The organism is Rhizobium sp. NXC14 (assembly GCF_002117485.1).
Classification (GTDB): Bacteria; Pseudomonadota; Alphaproteobacteria; order Rhizobiales; family Rhizobiaceae; genus Rhizobium.
Genome location: NZ_CP021030.1, coordinates 3,308,975 through 3,332,783 on the forward strand (window position 1 = coordinate 3,308,975; position 23,809 = coordinate 3,332,783).

The following is a 23,809-nucleotide window of genomic DNA, read 5'->3' on the forward strand; positions in this document are numbered from 1 at the left end:
GGCGCTCAGCCCTTGTTCTTGTTGTAGACGTCGAAGAACACGGCGGCGAGAAGCACCGCACCCTTGACCATCTGCTGCGAGTCGGTGCCGAGACCGTGGATCGACATGCCGTTGTTCATGATACCCATGATAAGCGCGCCGATCACCGCACCCGTCACCTTGCCGACGCCGCCCTGGGCCGACGCGCCGCCGATGAAGCAGGCGGCGATGACGTCGAGTTCGAGACCGAAACCGCCCTTGGCCGTCGCCGAGTTGAGGCGCAGCGCTACGATGAGGCCGGCAAGACCGGCAAGCAGGCCCATATTGGCGAAGGTCAGGAAGGTCAGCCGCTCGGTATTGATACCGGAAAGCTTCGTCGCCTTCTCGTTGCCGCCCATGGCGTAGATGCGGCGGCCGATCGTCGTACGGCGGGTAATGAAGGCATAGGCGGCGACGAGAACGAGCATGACGACCAGCACGTTCGGGAAGCCGCGATAGATCGACAGTTGGTAGCCGAGCCCCAGGATCGCGAGCGAGACAATAATGTTCTGGGCGAGGAAGAAGCCCATCGGCTCGACGTCATTGCCGTGCTTCTCGTTCGACAGGCGCTTGCGCCAGGCCAAGTAGAACAGGGTGACGGCGCCGACGACGGTCAGGATGATCGAGGTCGAGTTGATGCCGCCCATATCGAAGAGGTTGGGCAGGAAGCCGATGCTGATCAGCTGGAACTCCGGCGGGAACGGACCGATGCTGGTGCCGGTGCCCGATGCCGTCATCACGAACAGCGTCAGACCGCGGAAAACCAGCATGCCGGCGAGTGTGACGATGAAGGACGGGATCTTGTGATAGGCGACGAAATAGCCCTGCAGACCGCCGACCAGCGCGCCGAGCGCCAGGCAGACGACGCCTGCCAGGACATAATTCATGTGCCACTGCACCGTCATCACGCCGGCGATGGCGCCGATGAAGCCGACGACGGAGCCGACCGACAGATCGATATGGCCGGCGACGATGACGAGCAGCATGCCGAGCGCCATGATGACGATGAACGAGTTCTGCAGGATGATGTTGGTCAGGTTGAGCGGCCTGAAGAGAACGCCGCCGGTCGAGAACTGGAAGAACACCATGATCGCGATGAGTGCGATGAACATGCCGTATTCGCGGATGTTGCCGCGAATGTAGTCTCCGATCGAGACGACACGCCCCTGCTCAGCGATGGGTTGATTGATCGGCGTCATTGTTTCTTCTCCCCTGAGCGCATGATAGCGCGCATGATGGTTTCCTGGCTTGCTTCTCCCTTCGGCAGTTCAGCGACGATGCGTCCTTCGTTCATCACGTAGATGCGGTCACAAGTGCCAAGCAGTTCGGGCATTTCCGACGAGATCATCAGAACGCCTTTCCCATCGGCGGCAAGCTGGTTGATGATAGTATAGATTTCGTATTTCGCGCCGACATCGATGCCGCGCGTCGGCTCGTCCAGGATCAGGACATCGGGGCCGGAGAACAGCCACTTCGACAGCACCACCTTCTGCTGGTTGCCGCCGGAAAGATTGACCGTCTCCTGGAAGATGCTGGAGGAGCGGATGCGCAGCTTCGACCGATAGTCGGCCGCAACGCGCGATTCCTTGACGCTGTCGATGACCGAGGCATTCGACACAGCCTTCAGATTGACGAGGGTCGTATTGTGCAGGATCGTGTCGTTGAGCACCAGGCCCAGTTGCTTGCGGTCTTCGGTGACATAGGCGAGACCGGCGTCGATCGCCTTGCGCACGGTGCTGACATCGACCGGCTTGCCGTGCATCAATGCTTCGCCCGAGATCTTGTGGCCATAGGACTTGCCGAACAGGCTCATGGCGAATTCGGTGCGCCCTGCCCCCATCAGCCCGGCGATACCGACGACCTCGCCCTTGCGGACCGTAATGTTGATATTGTGCAGGACCTGACGGTCGCGGTGCTGCTGGTGATAGGCGTTCCAGTTCTTCACTTCGAGAATGGTTTCGCCGATCGGCACCGAACGCGGGGGATAGCGGTCTTCGAGATCGCGGCCGACCATGTTGCGGATGATGATGTCTTCGCTGATCTCGTCGGCGTGACAGTCTAGCGTCTTGACGGTCATGCCGTCGCGCAGGACCGTGATCTGGTCGGCGACCTTGCGGATTTCGTTCAGCTTGTGGGAAATGATGATCGAGGTGATGCCCTGCTTGCGGAACTCCATCAGCAGCATGAGCAGCGCATCGGAATCGCTTTCATTGAGCGAGGCCGTCGGCTCGTCGAGGATGAGCAGCTTGACGCTCTTCGACAGCGCCTTCGCGATCTCGACGAGCTGCTGCTTGCCGACACCGATGTCGGTCACCAGCGTGTTCGGAGATTCGGACAGGCCGACCTTCTTGAGCAACTGCTTGGTGCGGTTGAAGGTCTCATCCCAGCTGATGACGCCATTCTTGGCGTTCTCGTTGCCGAGAAAGATGTTTTCGCCGATCGACAGCAGCGGCACGAGCGCCAGTTCCTGGTGGATGATGACGATGCCGATTTCTTCGGAGTCCCTCAGCGCCTTGAAGTGACGCGTCTCGCCTTCATAGACGATATCGCCGTCATAACTTCCGGTGGGATAAACACCCGATAGCACTTTCATCAGGGTCGATTTGCCGGCCCCGTTTTCGCCTACCAATGCGTGAATTTCACCCTTGCGAACCTTGAGGTTCACGTTCTCCAGCGCCTTGACGCCCGGGAACGTCTTGGTGATGCTCCGCATTTCGAGGATGGTATTGTCCATAGTCAAATTTCCAGCGTCCCCAGCCCGTCAATGGGTGGGTAATCATAAAATCGAAGGCCGGAACCCGCAAGCGCAGGCTCCGGCCTCCAGCTTAACTTACTTCAGCTTGTCTTCGGTGTAGTAACCGCTGTCGATCAGGACCTGCTTGTAGTTGGTCTTGTCGACGGCAACCGGCTTCAGCAGATAGGACGGTACGACCTTGACGCCGTTGTCGTAGGTCTTGGTGTCGTTGACCTCGGGCTCCTTGCCGGACATGACGGCATCGACCATGGAAACCGTGACCTTGGCGAGTTCGCGGGTGTCCTTGAAGATCGTCGAGTACTGTTCGCCGGCGATGATCGACTTGACCGACGGGATTTCAGCGTCCTGGCCGGTGACGATTGGCAGCGGCTGGCTGGCAGTGCCGTAACCAACGCCCTTCAGCGAGGAGATGATGCCAATCGAGAGGCCGTCATAGGGAGACAGGACGGCGTCGACCTTGGCGTCGGTGTAGTTGGCCGAGAGCAGGTTGTCCATGCGGGCCTGGGCCGTTGCCGGATCCCAACGCAGCGTGCCGACCTTGTCCATGCCGGTCTGGCCGGACTTCACGACGAGCTTGCCCGAGTCGATGTAGGGCTGCAGGACGGACATGGCGCCATCATAGAAGAAGAAGGCGTTGTTATCATCCGGCGAACCGCCGAAGAGTTCGATGTTGAACGGGCCCTTGCCGTCCTTGAGGCCGAGACCGTCAACGATGGAGTTGGCCTGAAGAACGCCGACCTGGAAGTTGTCGAAGGTGGCGTAGTAGTCGACGTTGGCCGAATCGCGGATCAGGCGGTCATAAGCGATGACCTTGATGCCGGCATCATGGGCCTTCTGGAGAACGTCGGAAAGCGTCGTGCCGTCGATCGAAGCGATGACGAGGACCTTGACGCCCTTGGTCACCATGTTTTCGATCTGCGACAGCTGGTTCGGAATGTCGTCGTCGCCATACTGCAGGTCGGTGCCGTAACCGGCGGCCTGCAGCTGCTTGACAATGTTGTTGCCGTCGTCGATCCAGCGAGCCGAAGCCTTGGTCGGCATTGCAATGCCGACGGTGCCCTTGTCCGCGGCCATCGCCGGTGCAACGAATGAAGCGACGCCGAAGGCAGCCGCAGCCATCAATGAGATAATGGATTTCATTTCTCTCTCCCTTGTTAATAGAGCAGCGGACGAAAAATCGCCCGCCCCGAAACTGTGGCAGGTTCCGTATTGGATAGTTACTTCAGATGGTGAGAAACGAAGTAGGTCTCCTCCACGATCTCACACGTGTTGAGTGCCAACCAGCACACGGCGGCAAACTGGTATGGATTCCTATAACTGTCAAATAGAATAAGTGGTAATGTGCATAACAATTTTGGTATATCGTTAAAAAGTATTACTTTTGATGGAGCGCAGTGGGGAGGCTGCAACCATGACGATCGTTTCAGAGCCCGTTTTGATGGATCACGTCGATATCCACAGCGACAATTTTGGCGACGACAGCTTTCTCCGTTCGGGACTTAAGCTGAATCACCTGCGCATTATCGTCGCAATCGAAGATAGTGGACAGATTTCCGCGGCCGCAGAAGTTCTCAACATCTCACAGCCCGCCGCATCGCGCATGCTGTCGGAAATGGAGGCGATTACCAAGACATCGCTCTATGAGCGCGTCGCCCGCGGCGTGGTGCTGACGACCTTCGGCGCGGCGCTTGCCAGACGCGCCCGCAAGATCCTTCTGGAGTTGCGAGAGGCGAGCCGCGAGATCGGCGAATTGAAGAGCGGCAAGGGCGGCTCGGTCTTCATCGGTGCGGTGACGGCGCCGGCCATGAGCCTCGTCGTGCCGGCGATCGACAGGGTGCGCAAGGCCTATCCTGGAATCGAGATCAACATCCAGGTGGAGACGAGCAACGTGCTCGCCCGCGAGTTGCTTGCCGCCCGTCACGACTTCATCATCGGCCGCATTCCCGACGACCTCAACCCGCGCCTGTTCGAGGTGAAAGAGATCGGCATCGAACGGGCCTGCCTGATCGTGCGCAACCGCCATCCGCTCTTGAAAAGGAAGAAGACGAGCAGCCTTATCGATGTCCGGGATTACGACTGGGTGTTCCAGCCGCCGGGCACGCTGCTACGCCGCACGATCGAGGACATCTTCCTGTCACACGACGTGGCACTGCCGGAGAACATCGTCAACACCTCGTCACTGTTGCTCACCTGCGCCATCGTCTGCGAAACCGATGCGATCGCCCCCGTCGCCGTCGACGTTGCCCATTTCCTCGCAAGCCAAGGCGCGAGGGCGTCCGATGTGCGCATGCTGCCGATCGATTTCGACATCAACGTCAAGCCCTACAGCCTGATCACCGCGAGAGAACGGGCCCTGCCGCCGAGCGCCAAGCTGCTCTATAACATCATCATCGAGGAGAGCCGCAAGCAGGGCGGTTAGATCCCGGCGCCGGGCCGCGGTTCTCGGACGACAGATGCTCCACCGAGTTTAACCCGGCAAGCCCTGCGCCATCTTGCCAGGATCTAATGTCTTCGAGAGGAAGGCGCATGCTGTTCGGACAATCGGTATTTCAATCAGTGCTCGAGCGGCTGAGGGCGGAAGAAGAACCGGCCGAAGAGACGCAAGCGCCGGCTGCCCACCGCGTATCCGGGCTTGCCACCGGCCTCGCATTCGATGTCATGCAAGGCATCTCGGTCGCCTCGCAGCGGATTGGCGAAGCCTATTTCGATTATCTGGCAAGCGGGCCTGCGGCCGAGGAGGCTCCCCCGCCGCAGCCGGAGCCCGTCATGCCAAACCATCTCGCCCGCATTGCCCCCGAAGAGATCGCCATCGAACTGGCGATCGCTGCCGCCGATACGCAACAGACGCTGAACGAGAAGCGGCGCGCCTTTGCCAAGGCCAATCATCCTGATGGTGTCGCAGCGCCTTTCCGCGACAATGCCAACAGGCGCATGATGATCGCCAATCTGCTGATCGACGAGGCGATGCGCCGCCTGCCGCGTAGCTGAAAACTTTCTCCCATGCAGCCAAATTTTCCGGGCTTTGAGGAGCCGTCGATTTGCGACAGCTATATGGGCTGCGTCGATGGATTCGACCTCGGCTACGGAAGTGATCAACAAGCTCAGCCTGGGCCTGGCAATCCTGCTTACCGTCGGATACGCGCTGGGACTGCTGTTCACCCTCAAGACGCATCGGGAGTTTTTTGCTGCCGCCGAGCACGCCGAGACCGACGAAACCCGGTGGCCGATCGGGGTGGCGCTGACCACACTCGCCGGTGTGACGATACTGGTCGCCCTGGTCAGCGAAATCTTCGTCGAGTCGGTGCAGGAGGCTGCCAAGGTTTTTGGGATGACGCCCGCCTTTGTCGGTTTCATCGTCGTCGCACTGGTGGGCGGCGCAGCCGAAATGGCATCGGCATTTTCCGGTGCACGCAGGCTTAAATTTTGCGAAAGGCTTAGCAGACCAGCTGATGAAAGCGGAAAATCTTGTCGTGCTCGGACCCGATCGGCCGGGTGCCCAACCAATCGTTCCACAGTTCGATCTGCAGGGAAGCGTGGTTATCGAGGGATCGGCCTTTCCTGGAGTCTGACGAAGCCCATCAAGGATGTCTCCATAGCCTAGCGTTTCAGATCATATGTTTGATGGGATGCGCGAAGCTCCGCCAAGGTTTTGCCGACGCAGGTGCCTCCACCTTCGCCGCCGATCGCCTTGGCCTTGCCGTCAAGGGTGATCGTGCCGGCGATGCGTTCGGACGCCTGATAGGTTGCAACGCCATCCTGCGAGATGCGTGACAAGTAGAAGGTGTGGTAGGTTTCATTGTACTTGCACTGGATGACCAAAGGAAATTGCTCAAACAGATCGTCCTGCGCCTGTACGGCGAGTAGAAAGGTCACCAGCCACAGCAGACCCGCAACGCATGTAGTGACCGCGGCATTCGATCTCCGGCCGAATAAATATCTCATTGTTTAACCCCTCTTTGAACGATCAATCCATCGCGGCTTTTGCTTCCGTGCTTCTGCATTACCTTGTTCCCGAAGCGCCCCCGACGTCCGGGCGAAATGCGTCAGGTGGTGAGCGCGATGAGCGCATCACGATCCAGAAGGCGAACGACACGCTGCAGCTTGCCTTTCAGGCAAAGGACGCCTTTTTCGCGGAGTTTCGTGAAGCAGCGGGCAACCGTCTCGACTGTCAGCCCGAGATAGTCGGCGACATCGCTGCGCGACATCATCATGTCGAATTCCAGATCTTTCGGATGACGGTCGGCCATTTCACAAACGAAAGCCGCGACCCGCTTCAGCGCACTTTGCTCAGTGATGACGAGCTGCTTGTGCTGCGCCTTTGCGAGGTTCGTCAGCGCGATGTGAAGAAGATCGACAGGAACGACTGCGTTCTGATTGGTTCGAAAGGGCTTGATGGAGGTCTCGCAGACGGCTTCCGCGAAGTCGGTTCGAACATTCGTTTCAAGGCCGAACCATTCGCCCTCGCCGCAAAATGCTAGGATATATCGCTGTCCACTGGCCATCAGGCGATAAATTCGCACCGCACCGGTTTCGACCTGATAGATCGCAAGTGCATGTTCGCCTTCGCTGTAGATTGTCTCGTTGGCCTTGAGCTTGATCGACTGATCTTTGGTTGTTCCGACAGCTGTTCCGTGTCGACTGGCCGGAATTGCCGTTTGCCTTATGGTCGCGTGGTGTTGAAGCATATGCGTTGCCCCCCAAATCCGCTTGGCAACATAACCAATCGCCGCCTGCCCCGATATTCGAGAAACCCCTTAAGTATCGCTACGGAAGCCTGGTCACCGACAGCTCTCTGCCGCGGCGCCTGGCCTATCGGGCAGGCGCCCAAGCACCGTGGCCGGAAAGGGCCTTGGCGTTTTCGATAGGCTGCGCTACCGCAATGGCCATTCGCATGAGTTCCGCCAGATTACGGGCGCCCATTTTCGCCATCACATTGGCGCGGTGGACTTCGACGGTGCGTGCACTGATACCAAGCTGATACGCGATCATCTTGTTCTGCAAGCCGTCAAGAACGCCGGCCAGAACCTGGTGTTCGCGTTCCGTGAGCTGGCGAAGCCGTGCTGCAACGCTCTCAGAATCTGCGATGATCCCACCCGAGCGCTTCTGTCCTACCGCCGCGTTGATCGCCGCTATCAGCGCCTCTTCTCTGAGGGGTTTTTCAAGGAAATCCGATGCGCCGGCCTTCATTGCCCGGACGGCGGCGGCGATGTCGCCCTGAGCGGTAATGACAATGACCGGAACGTTCAGTCTCAAACGGCGCAGGCGCTGGAGCAGCTCGATGCCATCAATTTCGGGCATGCGCAGGTCCGTCACGAGGCAGCTTCGTCTCGAAAGCGGCAACAGTTCCAGAAAGGCTTTGGCAGAACTATGCGTCCGAACGGCGAAACCTGCCGATACCAACAGAAACGTCAAAGATCGCCTGAGCGACTCCTCGTCATCGACGAGATGGATCGTAAGGTCGTTTGCCATTGGTTGTTGTCTCCAGCAGCGGAAGGGAAAACGAAAGGATGGAACCGCCATCCCTTTGATTTTGCGCGCTTATACGGCCGCCATGCGCCTCGATGATGCGCTTGGACAGTGCCAGACCCATGCCGAGGCCGCGCGGTTTGCTGGTTACGAAGGGATGAAACAGCGCCTCTTCGATATCGGCCGCAATTCCGCAGCCGTTGTCGGACACGTCGACAATGAGACGGGATAAATCGTCGGTTCTGGTTCGGATGGTGATATGCGGCCGCGCAATACCGTCGGTAGCCTCCACGGCGTTGCGAACAAGGTTCGTCAGCACCTGCACGATCTGGACACGGTCGGCAAGCACGACGTCCCGCTCCGCTTCGAGCCGAAAATCGGCGCAAAGGCCGTTTCGCTGTGATCCGGCAAGCGCGAAAGCCGTCGCCTCATGGATGAGCGCGTGCATCGCCTCAATCTTTCTCTCTTCGGCGCCGCGCTTCGCGAATTCCGCGATGTTCTGTACGATCTTTCCCGCCCACAGGGCGTGCTGCGTAATCTCGGACAAGGCCTCACGGAGTTCTTCGCCGTGGCTACGACGATCCTTCCTCACAAGCAGCTCGCAACCTTGCGCGTATGCCGCGATCGATGTCAGCGGCTGGGCAAGTTCGTGAGCCAGCGTCGATGTCATCTCCCCGAGCGCAACTATTCTGGCGATACGGGCAAGCTCACGCTGAAGCTCCTGAACACGCTGCAAAGTCTCGCGCTCGGTGCGGAAGTCCTCGAAGATCACCGCAGAGAAGTGTCCTTTGCCACCCTGCTCTCTGATGATCGTCAGGACGCTTGGAAATTGAACGCCGCTTCTGGTCATCGCCATACCGGCCCGCACCACTCCGCGGTCCGCCCAACGTCCCTTCAACGGTACATCCGGCGTCGGATACCAGACAAGGTCGATCCTCTGACCCAGCAATTCGTCTTCCTCATAACCGAACAACGCCACAGCAGCCCTGTTGCAGGCCGAAATTCGGTGGCAATCGGTGACGAAGAATACCGCGTCAGGCAGCTGTTGATAGAATTGCCGGATCCAGTCCGTCGACGGTCCGTCATCCTCCTCGCGCAAAGCGCCTGGCCCGTCGCGGCGCGTCATGCGAGATTCTATGAACGAGGTCCTTCCCGCGACGTCCGGTTCAGTGCTATCGCATTCGTCAACATGCGGCGCCTCCATCTTGATAGTCACGATGGTTTCCTCCGCCCTTTGACCCGGTCAGCCCCTTGACGGGCTTTTTGCCTCTCACAAGACTTGAGATTACCACTTTTGGAAAAAGGGTCGGTGTAGTATCGCGTAGCCTCTATGGGTATCTCCGTGCAAATGACCGGTCGAAAGGCCTGACCTGCCTCGGTTTTGATCGGCTGCTTGCATTGATCCGGCTCAATGCCGCGGCCTCATTCTTCCGCTACTCTTATAGGCGATTGGTACACGGCCACCAATGAGCAGGAAGATCGGAAGGGCGGGATGATGATGTTGTTACGCCGCCGCCCGCAAAACGCCAGCTGGAAAAGCTGTTCCGGACGAGCAACCGGGTTGCCTAAGAATAGCACCGTATCCGATCGACGCTCGTGCATCATCGGGGAGGGATCGGTGATGTGGCGGTTGGTGGTCGAAGCGCCCTTCGACGAGGATATCGAGCTCGCCGTCATAGACGGCGATGGTATCCATGCCCTGGTTTTTCCCTGCCAGCGCTTCACAAGCGGATGGGCCAATGCCCTGACGGGCGAGATCCTGGACGTTCATCCCACCCATTGGCGCCCATGGCAGATACCGCGAAATGATCTGTCCGATCTTCACTGAGCGCTTCCAGGTGCTGGGCGGCGCCGGGCTCAAATGCTGCACCGCACCTTGTCTGCAATCAATGACATGAGTGGACCGGCCAAAATATTCTGATGCGGTTCAAAGAGCCGGCCGCGCGGCCGCTATCCCCTATGGCTGGAAGGAGGACTACATGCGTGGTTTCGGTGTTCATTCTGAGGTCGGAAAGCTGAGAACAGTCATGGTCTGTCGACCATCCCTGGCTCATCAGCGCCTGACGCCTGCAAACTGCCATGATCTTCTTTTTGACGATGTTCTCTGGGTCCATGAGGCGCAGAAGGACCACTACGATTTCGTCTTGAAGATGCAGGAAAGAGGTGTCGAGGTTCTCGAGCTCCACGATCTGCTTGGTCAGACGCTCTCAAACAAGCAGGCGCGCGATTTCATTCTCGATCGGCGGATAACCCCGAACGTGCTTGGCTCGCAGGTTGCCGAGGCGATGCGGCCATGGCTCGACGAAATGCCGGCCACACAGCTTGCCGCATTCATGATCGGCGGCATCGCAATCTCCGACCTCCCCGATGTCAAGGCCAAGGCATTGATGCTCAGCGCCTTGCCGGAAAGCGATTTCGTCATCCCACCAATCCCCAACACGCTGTTCCAACGCGACCCCTCCTGCTGGATTTACAACGGTGTGACCTGCAATCCAATGTTTTGGCCCGCGCGGCGTGCCGAGACATTGGTTCAGCGTGCCATCTACAAATTTCATCCAATCTTCCAGGGCGGCGGTTTCCAGATCTGGTGGGGTGATGCCGACCATCAATTCGCCAACGCCTCGATGGAAGGCGGCGACGTCATGCCGATCGGCAACGGCACGGTGCTGATCGGCATGGGCGAGCGCACCACCTATCAGGCCGTCGGCCAGGTGGCTCAGGCCCTTTTCAGAAGCAAGGCGGCGAAACGGGTGATCGGCTGCCTGATGCCGAAGAGCCGCGCGGCAATGCATCTCGATACGGTTTTCAGCTTCTGCGACCGCGACGTCGTTACGCTGTTTGCCGAGGTGGTCGACCAGATCCGCTGCTACAGCATGCATCCCAAGGACGACGACGGCACATTCGAGATCCATCCCGAAAATACGCCGATGCTCGATGTCGTCGCCGGAGCGCTCGACCTGTCGAAGCTACGAACCGTCGAGACCGGCGGCAATTCCTATCAGGCCGAACGCGAACAATGGGACGACGGCAACAATGTCGTTGCACTCGAACCCGGCGTTGTCGTCGCCTACGACCGAAACACCTACACGAATACGCTGCTGCGCAAGGCGGGTGTCGAGGTCATCACCATTCGCGGCTCCGAACTCGGACGTGGCCGTGGTGGCGGGCACTGCATGACGTGCCCAATCTGGCGCGACCCCGCTTACTGACCTTCCATCCACGAACCAGACGACGGAGCAAGACCATGAGTTTCAATCTGCGCAATCGATCGCTTCTGACCGTGCAGGACTATACGCCGCGGGAATTCCGCTATCTCCTCGATCTCGCCCGCGATCTGAAGCGGGCCAAATACGCCCGCACCGAGCAGGAGCATCTGAAGGGCAAGGAAATCTGCCTGATCTTCGAGAAAACCTCGACAAGAACGAGATGCGCCTTCGAAGTCGCCTGCTCGGACCAGGGCGCCAACGTGACCTATCTCGATCCGTCCGGCTCACAGATCGGCCACAAGGAATCCTTTGAGGACACGGCGCGGGTGCTGGGGCGCATGTATGATGCGATCGAATATCGCGGCTCCGCCCAGAAGGGAGTGGAGACGCTGGCAAAATACGCCGGCGTCCCGGTCTATAATGGCCTGACCGATGAGTATCATCCGACGCAGATGATCGCAGACGTCATGACCATGCGCGAGCACAGCGACAAGCCGATCGCTGAGATCAAATATGCCTATGTCGGCGACACCCGCTCGAATATGGGGCATTCCCTGCTAATCGTGGGCTGCCTACTCGGCATGGATGTGCGCATCTGCGGCCCGAGATCGCTGTGGCCTTCGGAAGAATACATGAAGATCGCCAGGGATTTGCAGCAGGCCTCGGGCGCGCGGCTCCTGGTTACCGAAGATCCGAGAGAGGCGGTCAAGGACGTTGATTTCATCCACACCGACGTCTGGGTCTCGATGGGCGAGCCGAAGGACGTCTGGCGCGAACGCATCAAGCTGCTCACCCCTTACCAAGTCAATCAGGACCTGATGAAGGCGACCGGCAATCCGCAGACCAAGTTCATGCATTGCCTGCCGGCATTCCACGACACCGAGACAACGCTCGGCAAGCAGATTGCCGAAGATTACGGCATGGAGAACGGGCTCGAGGTGACCAACGACGTCTTCGAATCCGAAGCCAACGTCGCCTTCGAACAGGCAGAAAACCGCCTGCACACGATCAAGGCCCTACTCGTTGCAACCTTGGGAGATTAGCATGCGTGTGGTCATTGCGCTTGGCGGCAACGCGCTTCTCCGGCGCGGGGAAGCGATGACCGCCGATACCCAGAGGCGGAACGCGCGCATCGCCGCTGAGGCGATCGCGCCCCTGGCGGCCGAACACGAGATCGTCGTAACCCACGGCAACGGGCCGCAGGTCGGGCTGCTCGCGCTCCAGGGGGCGGCCTACAAACCAGAAGAGGCCTATCCGCTCGATGTTCTCGGCGCCGAGACCGAGGGCATGATCGGCTATATGCTGGAGCAGGAGCTGGGCAATCTCCTGCCGTTCGAGCAGCCCTTGGCAACGCTTCTCACCATGGTTGAAGTCGACGCCGAGGATCCCGGTTTCCAGAACCCTACCAAATTCGTCGGGCCGGTCTACGACAAGGGCGAGGCGGATCGGATCCGCACGGAGAAGGGTTGGGTGTTCAAGCAGGATGGCGAAAAATGGCGACGTGTCGTCGCCTCGCCGGCGCCGAAGCGCATCTTCGAGATCCGGCCCGTGCGCTGGCTTCTGGAGCAGCGCACCATCGTCATCTGTGCCGGCGGCGGCGGAATTCCAACGATGTACGAAAAGGGCGCCGATCGAAAACTGATCGGCGTCGAGGCCGTGATCGACAAGGATCTGTGCTCGGAACTGCTGGCGCGAGAACTCCAGGCCGATCTTTTGATCATGGCGACGGATGCCGAGGCTGTGTGCATCGATTGGGGCAAGCCGTCACAGAAGGCGATCCACCGCGCTCGTCCTGACGATCTCGCCCAGTTCTCCTTCCCGGCCGGCTCTATGGGCCCGAAGGTCGATGCTGCCTGCCATTTTGCCCGGGCAAACGGCAAGACGGCCGCAATCGGCTCTCTTGCCGAAATCGCCGGGATGGTGCGCGGCGACCGCGGGACGATCATCAACGAGCGTTTTGACACCCTGAGCTGGCATGCCTGAGGGCCCGGTCGATCAGGCAAACTTATCCTGAGACGGCAGCGGTTGCGTTACGGCGCTCGCTGCCGTCTCCTTGTCTGTCGCGCCAGCCGCATTGCGTCTTTGCCAGACATAGACGGGGATGCCGAGCATCAGCAGCACGAGGCCGTAGAGCACCGGTTCGGCGCCGGAGCCGTAAAGGGTGAAGATCGCAAAGAGGAACGCGATGAGTTCGATCACGCTCACTCGCGGCATTCGCCCATCAGTCATGCCCGCGACAAGGCTTCCGGCAAGCGCGCAGAAAGCATAGGGAACGACGGCGGCCATGGTGCTGAGCCCGACCATCAGCCGATAGACGGCGGCAAAGCCTTCGGAACCGAGCGCCTGGACGAGCACGAGGAGCGTTGCGAACGAGGCCGAGATGATCATGCCCCACGCCGGCACGCCTCGTGGGGAGAGCCGGGCAAACAGCGGCGGAAACAGTCCGTCGCGGGCGGCAGCCATCGGAACCTGCCCCATCAGCAGGGTCCAGCCGTTGAGCGCGCCGATCGAGGAGACCAGAACTGCAAGCGAGATCGCCAACTCGCCGGTGCGTCCCCACATGATCCCCGCCGCCTGGGAAAATGGCGCGACAGACTGAGCGAGCTGTTCTCGCGGTACGAGGCCCATCACCACGATCGTGCCGAGCACATAGAGGGCAGCGGCGATGGAAATGCCGAGCACGGTGGATCGCGGGATTGTCCGCTCCGCGTTCTCCACGTCGCCGGCTGGAACGGTCGCCGATTCCAGCCCCAGATAAGCAAACATGGTGAGGGGCGCCAGTGTCGCAAAGGACTGCAGTAGCGGCTGACCGCTCGGATTGAATTCGGCGAAATGCGACGTATCGATGTAGAGAAGGCCGATAATGGCAACGGCGCCGAACGGCAGCAGCTTGGCGTAAGTCGTGACCTGCGCGAAGACACCCGCCGCGTGAACGCCGCGAAGATTGACCAGCACGATCGCCCAGATCACACCGAGCGTCAACACGGTCGCGGCGAAGCGGTTGGCGAGAGCAGGGAAGAGATCGACCATCACGCCGGCAAAGGCAATCGCGATGACGGGCAGAGATGTCCATATCGAGATCCAGTAACCCCAGGCGATCAGAAAGCCGGCGAAATCGCCATAGGCGAGTCTGGTATAGGCGTAGGGGCCGCCGACAGCGGGCACGAGGCTCGCCAGACGCGCGAAGGTCAGACCCAGGCAAATCGCGCCGGCGCCCATGATGATCCAGACGACAATCGCAAGGTTGCCATAGGGCGCAACCGCGGCCGGTGAAAGATAAAAGCCCGATCCCACCATATTGCCGACGACAATGGCGGTGCAGGCAGCAAGTCCGAGGCTCTTGCCATTTGGCGAGGTTGTCATGGTTCCCTCCGAGAGATGCCCTTTCCGGTGCCGATGTCGCCTCGGACATCGGCTCTCGGTGACAATCTTCCACTCAAAGGATGGGCGCCGCAATCCGGTTCAATGCGTAGTGGGGCGACCGCCTGAACAGTTGCGTTGACGTCAGGCGTCGCGCTTTCGGAAAATCTGGTTGCTGTCCGTAGCCCAGTTGTTGGAGGATCATTGATCCTACTCAATGCCGAGCTCCTGCGCATGAGCTATCTTCCGCAACCGAACATCAATCAGTCCTCGGGAGTTAGAGTGATGAAGATGGCCATGATAATTGGACTTGCCGTAGTAACTGCCGCCGCTGGGATTGCGCCGGTCGAGGCTCAACAGACTCGACGTGAATATCGGAGGATGAACTGGAGCGAGAACCTGCCTGACGCGGTGCGAGCTTACCACGACAGGCGATTCACGATCGTCAGTTATCGAGTTGCAGATTTTTCAGAGACCGGCTCACATCCTACACCGGGAAGCGAAGAGCATGTCAAAGCCATAAGAGACGCGATTCGCTCGAACAAATGGCTCGTAGCGCAGCTCAAGACGAAGAAACTCACTGCGAACGACATCGAATGGGTTTCGCGGGCCCGCAATGGCAACATGACTTTCTACACAAAATGACCGGTCTCCGCCAGGCTAACTTCAGGCTGCAGCAGGCCACACGGCCTCCTTGTCGACCCCACCGTTTCAAACCGCGCCTCAGCGACCAGCGTAAGTACTAGCGCTCGGCTCGAAAATCGCTTCCGGTTTTCGGGCCGATGCTTAGATTGAGTATTGGGGCTGCGGATGTCGAGGCGGGGCAAGTGTTAAGCGAGCAAGGGTTTCTCCGGACATCGATTGCAGCGACCGTCGTGGTCGCCACGCTTGGCGTCGTCTTCGGCATTTTTTCCGGCTCCTTCTCGATCGCCTTCGACGGCGTTTATTCGCTGGCTGATGCGGCGATGACCGGACTGGCGCTCTGGGTTTCCAGCCTGATCCTGAAGTCGACGCAGAGCGACGCTCGATCCGGCAGAATCCGGAACCGCTTCACCATGGGATTCTGGCATCTCGAGCCCATCGTGCTGATGCTCAACGGCTGCCTGTTGATGACGGTTGGCATCTATGCGCTGATCAGCGCGATCATCAGCATCTTAAACGGCGGTCACGAACTGCGCTTCGGCGTGGCGATCGCCTATTCTGCGGCGACCCTGCTCGTTTGCGCCGCCATGGCCTTCCTCGGCGTCAGAGTGAATGCCCACACCAAATCCGATTTCATCTCGCTCGACATCAAGGCCTGGATCATGTCGGGCGGCATTGCGCTTGCCCTGCTCATTGCATTCCTAATTGGCATGGCCGTGCAGGCGACCCCGGCTGCCTGGCTTGCTAGCTATATGGACCCGGCGGTTCTGGCGCTGGTTTGCCTCATCATGATTCCGCTTCCGATTGGCGTCGTTTGGAGGTCGTTGACGGAGATCCTGCTGATCGCCCCTGTCGACCTCCAGGAGCACGTCGATCGTGTCGCCTCGGAAACGGTCCGCCGCCTCGGCTTCCTCTACCACCGCTCCTATGTTGCCCGGGTCGGCCGCGCGATGCAGATCGAACTTTATTTCATCGTCCCTCAAGGGCTTCCTGCAAAGACCGTGGAGGAGTGGGACGCGCTCCGCGACGAGATAGGGAACGCGATCGGCGACGAAAGCGCCAATCGCTGGCTGACGATCGCCTTCACCGCCGATGCGGAGTGGGCCGAATAGCCTAATCAAAATCCAAGTTCCCCCGACGACGTCGAAATGCTTCGGGTCACCTTGATTGCAATCAAGGACGCTGCACGACCCGTCATGTACGATCCTCCAACCTGAGATGCACGCGGGCTGCATGGCGGCCGCAGCCTTTGACGTCCGGTTCTGGAGGAACGCATGGAATTCCAGATGGCATTTCCGATAGCCGTTATCGACGAGGATTTTGACGGCAAGAGCGCTGCCGGACGCGGTATGCGCGACCTCGCTGCCGCCATCGAAAGGGAAGGGTTCCGGATCGTTTCCGGCGTTTCCTATGAAGATGCCCGCCGTCTCGTCCATGTCTTCAACACAGAGTCCTGCTGGCTGGTCTCCGTCGACGGCACCGAAGACAAGACAACGCGCTGGCAGGTGCTGGGAGAGGTGCTCGCCGCGAAGCGGCAGAGGAACGACCGCCTGCCGATCTTCCTCTTCGGCGACGACACGACGGCGGAAGACGTGCCGACGCCGGTATTGCGCCATGCCAATGCCTTCTTTCGGCTGTTCGAGGATTCGGCCGAATTCATGGCGCGCGCCATCGCGCAGGCTGCCCGCAACTATCTCGACCGGCTACCGCCGCCGATGTTCAAGGCGTTGATGGATTATACGCTGGAAGGCGCTTATTCATGGCATACGCCCGGCCATGGCGGCGGCATTGCGTTTCGCAAGAGTCCGGTGGGCCAGCTCTTCTACACGTTCTTCGGCGAAAATACGCTGCGATCGGATATTTCCGTATCGGTCGGCAGCATCGGTTCGCTTCTCGATCATGTCGGGCCAATCGCCGAGGGCGAGCGCAATGCCGCGCGCATCTTCGGCACCGATAAAACCCTCTTCGTCGTCGGCGGCACGTCGACTGCCAACAAGATCATCTGGCACGGCATGGTCGGGCGCGGCGATCTCGTCCTGTGCGACCGTAACTGTCACAAATCAATCCTGCATTCCCTCATCATGACGGGCGCCACGCCAATTTATCTGACGCCGTCGCGCAACGGGCTCGGCATCATCGGTCCGATTTCCAAGGATCAGTTCACGCCTGAAGCCATCGCCGGCAAGATCGCCGCCAGCCCTTTTGCCGGACAGACCAGCGGCAAAGTCCGGCTGATGGTCATCACCAACTCGACCTATGATGGCCTCTGCTACAATGTCGATGCGATCAAGGCGTCGCTCGGCGACGCGGTGGAGGTGCTGCATTTCGACGAAGCCTGGTACGCCTATGGCAACTTCCACGAATTCTACGACGGTTTCCACGGGATATCGTCAAACCAGCCGGCACGGTCGAAGAACGCCATCACCTTTGCCACGCACTCGACGCACAAGCTGCTGGCCGCCCTTTCCCAGGCATCGATGATCCATATCCAGCATGCCGAGACCAAGCGTCTCGACATCACCCGCTTCAACGAAGCCTTCATGATGCATACCTCGACCTCGCCGCAATATGGCATCATCGCCTCCTGCGATGTCGCGGCCGCCATGATGGAACAGCCAGCCGGCCGCGCCCTGGTGCAGGAGACGATCGATGAGGCGATCAGCTTCCGCCGGGCGATGAACGCGGTGAGGAAACAGACGGAAGGCACCTGGTGGTTTGACGTCTGGGAGCCGACGGCTGCCGGACAGACGCCGAGCGATACCCGTGCCGATTGGGTCCTGAAGCCGGATGATGCCTGGCATGGTTTTGCCGGCCTTGCCGAAAACCATGTCATGGTCGACCCGATCAAGGTCACAATCCTGTCGCCGGGCCTGTCGGCGAGCGGAGTGATGGATGAGCACGGCATACCGGCTGCCGTTATCACCAAGTTCCTGTCGTCGCGGCGCATTGAGATCGAGAAAACCGGTCTCTATTCCTTCCTCGTGCTTTTCTCGATGGGTATTACCCGCGGCAAATGGAGCACGCTGATCACTGAGCTCCTCAATTTCAAGGATCTCTATGATGCCAACGCGCCGTTGACGCGAGCGCTGCCCGCGCTCGCCGCCGCGCATCAGGAAGCCTATGCCGGCATGGGGTTGAAGGATCTCTGCGCGCAGATCCATGCGATCTACCGCAAAGATGACGTCCCGAAGGCGCAGCGCGAGATGTACACTGTCCTGCCCGAAATGGCATTGCGTCCGGCGGACGCCTATGACCGGCTGGTCAAAGGCAGGATCGAGAGCGTCGAGATTAACAATCTCATGAACCGCATCCTCGCCGTGATGATCGTTCCCTATCCGCCGGGAATTCCGCTGATCATGCCCGGCGAGAGGATCACCCAATCGACGAAATCGATTCAGGATTACCTGCTCTACGCCCGCGATTTCGATCGCAAGTTCCCCGGTTTCGAAACCGATATCCATGGTCTTCGCTTCGCTCCCGGCGACGGCGGACGCCGCTATCTCGTCGATTGCATTGCAGAGGAGGCGCCAGAATGATCCCGCGCGATGTGAAGTCTCCAACGGTCGCCATACCGTTCCACAAGCTGCTGAAAATCGTCGCCGTCGTCGACCGCGACAATCCCCAGGCGCAGGAGCTCGTGGCGCAGATCACCGCCCAGGGCTTCGAGGTGGAAGTGCGGGGCGACTATTCAGCCGATGTATCCGAGGATGCCGACGTCGGCGCTTATATCGGCTCGGTCGAGGACGGGCGGCTGCTCTCGGCACGCAGCTTCCTTCGCTGCGTCAGGGAGATCGGTTTTCGCACGCCGATCTGGGCGATGGCCGATACGCTGACCATCGCGGATATGGATGTCGTGGAAATGGCTGGCGAAGTGGATGGGTTCGTCTATCTCGGTCAGCAGACACCAGTCTTCTATGCCAAGCAGATCGTGTCCAGCGCCATCAACTACGGCAAATCGCTGCTCCCGCCATTCTTCGGCGGCATGATGGCCTATGATGGGGAAGCCAATATCGCCTTCGATTGCCCAGGGCACCAGGGCGGCCAGTTCTATCGAAAGTCACCGGCCGGCCAGCTCTTCTTCAAATATTTCGGCGAAAGCATTTTCCGCAACGACCTCTGCAATGCAGATGTGGACCTCGGCGATCTGCTCATCCATGAAGGGCCAGCCGTCGAAGCTCAGAAAGCGGCCGCGCGCGTCTTCGGCGCCGACCGCACCTATTTCATCCTGAACGGTACGAGCACCTCCAACAAGGTGGTGGCGAACGCAGTGTTGCGTAGCGGCGATCTCGTGCTCTTCGATCGCAACAATCACAAGTCGCTGCACCAGGGCGCCCTCGTACAGGCCGGGGCGATCCCGATTTTTCTGCCGACCGCCCGCAATTCCTTCGGCATGATCGGCGCTGTCGACTGGGCAGCCTGGGACGAAGCCTGGCTACGGCAAAAGATCGAGGAACACCCGCTCGTCACGGACAAGAGCCGTGCGCAGGCGGAGAGGCCATTCCGTCTGGCCTGCATCCAGCTCGCGACCTATGACGGCACGATCTACAATGTCGCCCAAGTGATGGAGAAGCTCGGCCATCTCTGCGACTACGTCCTCTGGGACGAGGCCTGGATCGGCTACAACGCCTTCCACCCGCTCTTCGAGGGGCACAGCCCGATGCGTCTCAAGGATCTCAGGGCTGACATGCCCGGGCTGTTCTCCACGCAATCGGTGCACAAGCAGGGCGCCGGCTTCTCGCAGGCATCGCAGATCCACAAACGCGACGAACATATCAGCGGCCAGCGCCGCTTCGTCGAACATAAGCGCTTCAATGAATCGCTGCTGATGCATGTGTCGACGTCTCCCTTCTACCCGCTGTTCGCCTCGCTCGATGTCAATGCCAAGGTGCATGAGGGCAAGGCTGGCGAGATGCTCTGGGACCGCTGCATCGAACTCGGGATCGAGGTTCGCAAGAAGCTGCGCGGTTTCGTGGAGCATTACGAAACCAAGGCCGCGCACCCGGAAGAGCAGTGGTTCTTCGATCCTTTCGTGCCGGACAGGGTGACGGTTTCGCGCTCGAAGCACACCGGCGATCTTGCCGCCGCCAAGTGGGAAGATGTCCCGACGGAGGTGCTGAAACGCGAGCAGCAATGCTGGCGGTTCGATCCAGAGGCGAGCTGGCACGGTTATTCAGGTTACGCGCCCGGCTACACCATGGTCGACCCCAACAAGCTTGCAATACTGACACCCGGCATCGACCGGAAGACCGGCGAATATCGCGAGTTCGGCATTCCGGCGACCGTCGTCGCCAACTATCTGCGCGAGCAGCGGGTCGTGGCGGAAAAATGCGACTTGAACAGCCTGCTCTTTTTGCTGACGCCGGCTGAAGACGAGAGCAAGCTGAACACGCTGGTCGCCAAGCTCGTCAAGTTCAAAAACCTGTGGGATCGCGACGCACCCTTGCCAGAAGTGCTGCCGACCGTCTTTGCGGCCAATCGCGAGCGTTATGCCGGCTACAGCGTCCGCCAGGTCTGCAGGGAGATGCATTCCTTCTATCGCGACGCGGGTGTCAAGGAGCTGCAGCGCCTGTGCTTCCGCTCCGAAAGCTTCCCGGAACCGGCAATCGCACCCAAACAGGCCTATGAGGCACTCGTCGCCAACAATGTCGACTATGTGCCGCTGACGGAAGCCGCCGGCCGCATCTCGGCAACCTTGGCGCTGATCTATCCGCCCGGTATCGGCGTGATCGTGCCTGGAGAACGCTGGGACGAGAGGGCGCGGCCGATGCGGGACTATTTCCTCGCCTTCGAAGAATCCTTCAACCGCTTCCCCGGCTTCAATTACGAGGTCCAAGGCGTGTTCCAGGAGCGGATCGATGGGCGGATCAAGTTCCACACATATGTCGTGCGCGAGTAGGGCTGGAGCAGTCATGAAAAGTGCGAAGCGGTTTTTGCGGAAACGACATGTGTGAAAACAGAGAGTTAAAGCGTGAGCCAAGCCAACCTGCAGGATCGCAACGCGCTTTAGGGAGGATTTCGTCATGACCGACAACACGATGCATCTTGCGGCCGAGGCCACAACCAAGAAAAAGATGAACCTGGTGCAGCTCACCTTTATCGTCGCCGTCAACATGATGGGGTCGGGGATCATTATGCTGCCTGCCAATATGGCGCAGGTCGGGGCGATCTCGCTGCTCTCCTGGCTCGTGACCGCCATCGGCTCGATGGCGATCGCCTATGGCTTCGCCCAGGCCGGGCTGTTCAACCAGCGCCCCGGTGGCATGTCCGCCTATGCGGAGGATGCCTATGGGAAGGACGGCTACTTCATGGTGTTCTTCCTGTATTTCCTGTCGCTTGCCGTCGGCAATGTGGCGATCGGCATCTCGGCCGTCGGGTACTTTGCCGGTTTCTTTCCGGTGCTGACCTCGACGCCGATCATGACCTGCCTGGCGCTGATCGTGCTCTTGTGGCTGACCACGGCCGCCAATTTCGGTGGACCGCGCATTACCGGCCGCATCGGCTCGGTCACTGTCTGGGGCGTCATCCTTCCCGTCGGCCTGCTGTCGATCCTCGGCTGGCTCTGGTTCAGCTCCAGTACCTTCGCCGCCGCCTGGAACCCGCAAGGCTTGACACTTGGGCAGGGAATGGGATCGAGCATCTCGCTTACCCTCTGGGCTTTCCTCGGCATGGAGTCCGCGGCGCAGAATTCCGATGCCGTCGAAAATCCCAAGCGTGACGTACCGCTCGCCTGCATGTTCGGCACGCTGGGCGCCGCCGTCATCTACATCCTGTCGACGACGGTCATTCAAGGCATCGTGCCGAATGCGGATCTTGCTACCTCAACGGGACCTTTCGCACTCGCCTATGCCACCATGTTCAATTCCACCATTGGCTCCATCGTCATGGCGCTTGCCGTGCTGGCATGCCTGGGCTCGCTACTCGGATGGCAGTTTACGATCGCGCAGACGGCGAAAACCGCCGCCGATGAGAGAATGTTCCCATCCATATTCTCGCGGGTGAACGAGATGGGGGCTCCCATGGCCGGCATGATCATTCTTGGCATCGTGCAGACATGCCTTGCCTTAATGACCATATCGCCGACTTTGAGCGAACAGTTCTCAGCGCTCGTCAACCTCGCCGTCGTCACCAACGTACTGCCCTATATCATCGCGCTTTCGTCGCTGTTCGTCATGATGAAGGCTGCCCGCGTGCCACAGCCGAAATACCGGCTGAATGCGACCATCGCCCTGGTCGGGATGGCCTACAGCCTCTTCGCCATCTATGCCTCCGGAAAGGATGCGGTGCTCGGCGGCATGATCGTCACAGGCATCGGCTTCATCATCTACGGCTTGATCGCCCCGCGTTTCGCCAGCGGCACGAACCGGCTTCCGGCCGAGTAACAGAGGAGGATCAGACATGTCACGAGAAAATGCTCGGTGGGCGGGTATCACAGCCTCTGCCCTCGCCGCAACGGCTTTGTTTGCCCTCAGCACGCCCACGCAGGCTCAGACGCTCGATCGCGTCAGAACAAGCAGCGCGCTGAAGCTCGGCTACGATCCGGATGCGAGGCCCTTTTCGTTCAATGGCGAACAGGGACGGCCGGATGGCTATGCCGTCGCCCTCTGCAACAAGATTGCCGATAGCCTGAGGGCACAGCTGAACCTGCCGAAGCTCGATGTCGAATGGGTTTCGCTTTCAGGCGACGTCAAGACACGAGCGATAGAGAGCGGTACCGCTGATATTGTCTGCGGTGCGGAGCCGGTGACATTGACGCGCCGGCAGCAGGTGTCGTTTTCCATCCCGATCTTCCCGAGCGGCACCGGCGCGCTCCTGAGCGCCAGCTCGCCGCTGGCCTTGCGGGAAGTGCTGCAGTATGGCGAACCTTCGACCCGCCCCGTCTGGCGCGGTTCACCGGCGCGCACGATCCTCGAGCACAAGACCTTCTCCTCAATTGCCGGCACGACGAGCGAAGGCTGGCTAAGCGACAGGATCAAGACTTTTCAACTCGCTGCGACGGCTGCGCCGGTCGACAATTACCAGCAGGGGATCGAGCGCGTCGTAGATGGCAGTTCGGCGGTGCTCTTCGGCGACATGCCGATCCTGATGGATGCCGCCGCCCGCAGTGACAATTCCGGCAATCTGATCGTCCTGCAGCGCCATTTCACCTACGAACCGCTCGGCCTTGAGCTCGCGCGCGGCGATGAGGACTTCCGCCTTGCCGTCGATCGCGCGCTCAGCCAGGCCTATGCCGGGCCGGATTTCCGGACATTCTTCACAACCTGGTTCGGGCCGCCGGACGAAGGGACCGTGACATTTTTCCAGCAAACAGCGCTGCCGGAATAGCACTGCGACGGATCGAGCCGCCAAACACGTGGCGTGCTCC

20 protein-coding genes and 1 pseudogene are annotated in these 23,809 nt (G+C 59.9%); 13 read left to right on the forward strand and 8 right to left on the reverse strand.

The genetic code is table 11. The annotated features are described in order from the left end of the window. Positions 1-5 precede the first annotated feature (5 nt). The 3 genes from mmsB to chvE all read right to left on the reverse strand — a co-directional run bounded on the left by mmsB (position 6) and on the right by chvE (position 3,913). Complete coding sequence (gene mmsB / locus NXC14_RS16285) at positions 6-1,217, reverse strand: multiple monosaccharide ABC transporter permease (protein ID WP_085779016.1); 1,212 nt, start codon at positions 1,215-1,217, stop codon at positions 6-8. Further along, positions 1,214-2,752, reverse strand: a complete 1,539-nt coding sequence (gene mmsA / locus NXC14_RS16290; protein WP_085779017.1) for a multiple monosaccharide ABC transporter ATP-binding protein — start codon at positions 2,750-2,752, stop codon at positions 1,214-1,216. Before mmsA ends, mmsB begins: the two co-directional genes overlap by 4 nt. A 96-nt stretch (positions 2,753-2,848) precedes the next feature. Continuing rightward, on the reverse strand, positions 2,849-3,913 hold the full coding sequence (chvE, locus tag NXC14_RS16295) for a multiple monosaccharide ABC transporter substrate-binding protein (protein WP_085779018.1): 1,065 nt from the start codon (positions 3,911-3,913) through the stop codon (positions 2,849-2,851). 271 nt (positions 3,914-4,184) lie between these two features. Between chvE and NXC14_RS16300 the strand changes: the two genes are divergently transcribed. From NXC14_RS16300 to NXC14_RS32475, 3 genes and pseudogenes are all read left to right on the forward strand, one after another. Then, on the forward strand, positions 4,185-5,192 hold the full coding sequence (locus NXC14_RS16300) for a LysR family transcriptional regulator (RefSeq protein ID WP_085779019.1): 1,008 nt from the start codon (positions 4,185-4,187) through the stop codon (positions 5,190-5,192). A gap of 107 nt (positions 5,193-5,299) precedes the next feature. After that, on the forward strand, positions 5,300-5,761 hold the full coding sequence (locus NXC14_RS16305; RefSeq protein ID WP_085779020.1) for a hypothetical protein: 462 nt from the start codon (positions 5,300-5,302) through the stop codon (positions 5,759-5,761). A 112-nt stretch (positions 5,762-5,873) separates the two neighbouring features. Then, positions 5,874-6,188, forward strand: a pseudogene (locus NXC14_RS32475) (calcium/proton exchanger); the annotation flags it as partial. Positions 6,189-6,370: 182 nt separating this feature from the next. Here the strand turns inward: NXC14_RS32475 and NXC14_RS16315 are convergent. The 4 genes from NXC14_RS16315 to NXC14_RS16330 form a co-directional block, all read right to left on the reverse strand. Beyond that, positions 6,371-6,715 (reverse strand): hypothetical protein, encoded by a 345-nt coding sequence (locus NXC14_RS16315; RefSeq protein ID WP_085779022.1) that lies wholly within the window; start codon positions 6,713-6,715, stop codon positions 6,371-6,373. A gap of 101 nt (positions 6,716-6,816) precedes the next feature. Continuing rightward, entirely contained in the window at positions 6,817-7,458 is a 642-nt protein-coding gene (locus tag NXC14_RS16320) for a helix-turn-helix domain-containing protein (RefSeq protein ID WP_085779023.1), read from the reverse strand. Between the two features lie 124 nt (positions 7,459-7,582). After that, complete coding sequence (gene fixJ / locus NXC14_RS16325) at positions 7,583-8,242, reverse strand: response regulator FixJ (RefSeq protein WP_085779024.1); 660 nt, start codon at positions 8,240-8,242, stop codon at positions 7,583-7,585. Further along, entirely contained in the window at positions 8,208-9,455 is a 1,248-nt protein-coding gene (locus tag NXC14_RS16330; protein ID WP_085779025.1) for an ATP-binding protein, read from the reverse strand. The genes fixJ and NXC14_RS16330 overlap by 35 nt, the downstream gene beginning before the upstream one ends. A gap of 405 nt (positions 9,456-9,860) precedes the next feature. On the opposite strand from NXC14_RS16330, the gene NXC14_RS16335 reads away from it, so the two are divergent. The 4 genes from NXC14_RS16335 (at position 9,861) to arcC (ending at position 13,428) form a co-directional block, all read left to right on the forward strand. Continuing rightward, positions 9,861-10,067, forward strand: a complete 207-nt coding sequence (locus NXC14_RS16335; RefSeq protein WP_085779026.1) for a hypothetical protein — start codon at positions 9,861-9,863, stop codon at positions 10,065-10,067. A gap of 151 nt (positions 10,068-10,218) precedes the next feature. Continuing rightward, a complete protein-coding gene (gene arcA / locus NXC14_RS16340; RefSeq protein WP_085779027.1) occupies positions 10,219-11,448 on the forward strand; it encodes an arginine deiminase in 1,230 nt (409 codons plus the stop codon). A gap of 35 nt (positions 11,449-11,483) precedes the next feature. After that, positions 11,484-12,488: an ornithine carbamoyltransferase gene (locus tag NXC14_RS16345; protein WP_085779028.1), complete on the forward strand. Its 1,005-nt coding sequence runs from the start codon at positions 11,484-11,486 to the stop codon at positions 12,486-12,488. A 1-nt stretch (position 12,489) separates the two neighbouring features. Continuing rightward, positions 12,490-13,428 (forward strand): carbamate kinase, encoded by a 939-nt coding sequence (gene arcC / locus NXC14_RS16350; RefSeq protein ID WP_085779029.1) that lies wholly within the window; start codon positions 12,490-12,492, stop codon positions 13,426-13,428. A 12-nt stretch (positions 13,429-13,440) separates the two neighbouring features. On the opposite strand, the gene NXC14_RS16355 is transcribed toward arcC, so the two are convergent. Next, positions 13,441-14,808, reverse strand: a complete 1,368-nt coding sequence (locus tag NXC14_RS16355) for an amino acid permease (protein WP_085779030.1) — start codon at positions 14,806-14,808, stop codon at positions 13,441-13,443. A 294-nt stretch (positions 14,809-15,102) separates the two neighbouring features. On the opposite strand from NXC14_RS16355, the gene NXC14_RS16360 reads away from it, so the two are divergent. From NXC14_RS16360 to NXC14_RS16385, 6 genes are all read left to right on the forward strand, one after another. Next, positions 15,103-15,450: a hypothetical protein gene (locus tag NXC14_RS16360; RefSeq protein ID WP_085780153.1), complete on the forward strand. Its 348-nt coding sequence runs from the start codon at positions 15,103-15,105 to the stop codon at positions 15,448-15,450. Between the two features lie 182 nt (positions 15,451-15,632). Continuing rightward, entirely contained in the window at positions 15,633-16,559 is a 927-nt protein-coding gene (locus tag NXC14_RS16365; RefSeq protein WP_085779031.1) for a cation transporter, read from the forward strand. A gap of 162 nt (positions 16,560-16,721) precedes the next feature. Then, positions 16,722-18,983: an Orn/Lys/Arg decarboxylase N-terminal domain-containing protein gene (locus NXC14_RS16370; protein WP_085779032.1), complete on the forward strand. Its 2,262-nt coding sequence runs from the start codon at positions 16,722-16,724 to the stop codon at positions 18,981-18,983. Further along, positions 18,980-21,343, forward strand: coding sequence for an ornithine decarboxylase (gene speC / locus NXC14_RS16375; protein WP_085779033.1), 2,364 nt, complete (start codon positions 18,980-18,982; stop codon positions 21,341-21,343). The genes NXC14_RS16370 and speC overlap by 4 nt, the downstream gene beginning before the upstream one ends. A 124-nt stretch (positions 21,344-21,467) precedes the next feature. Further along, positions 21,468-22,826, forward strand: a complete 1,359-nt coding sequence (gene potE / locus NXC14_RS16380; RefSeq protein WP_085779034.1) for a putrescine-ornithine antiporter — start codon at positions 21,468-21,470, stop codon at positions 22,824-22,826. 16 nt (positions 22,827-22,842) lie between these two features. Then, positions 22,843-23,769 (forward strand): amino acid ABC transporter substrate-binding protein, encoded by a 927-nt coding sequence (locus NXC14_RS16385; protein WP_085779035.1) that lies wholly within the window; start codon positions 22,843-22,845, stop codon positions 23,767-23,769. Positions 23,770-23,809 lie beyond the last annotated feature (40 nt).